Genomic DNA, 264 nt, shown 5'->3' on the forward strand with positions numbered 1-264 from the left:
CCCAGCCAGGCGCGAATCAGGTGGGCGTGGTCGGGGTATACGGCGCTGCGGGCGGCGATCATCTCTTCCGCATCGCGCCCGGCATCGTGCTCGCCGTGCCAGGCCAGCGGGATCACGGTCTCCATGAACCACGCGCGCTCGGCCGGATCGGGGAACAGGTCGCGGAACGGCAGATCGCGTTCCCACTCGACCAGGACCTTGCCGACATCGAACACGACTGCTTCGACCATGGACTGCGCACTCCTGCGGTAAAAACACTTTCGG

General features: G+C 66.3%; 1 pseudogene. It reads right to left on the reverse strand.

From position 1 onward, the window contains the following. Nucleotides 1-230, reverse strand: a pseudogene (locus F0U47_RS20850) (HAD family phosphatase); the annotation flags it as partial. Nucleotides 231-264: the final 34 nt, after the last annotated feature.

The sequence above is a fragment of the Nocardioides antri genome (assembly GCF_008373765.1).
In the GTDB taxonomy this organism is placed as follows: Bacteria; Actinomycetota; Actinomycetes; order Propionibacteriales; family Nocardioidaceae; genus Nocardioides; species Nocardioides antri.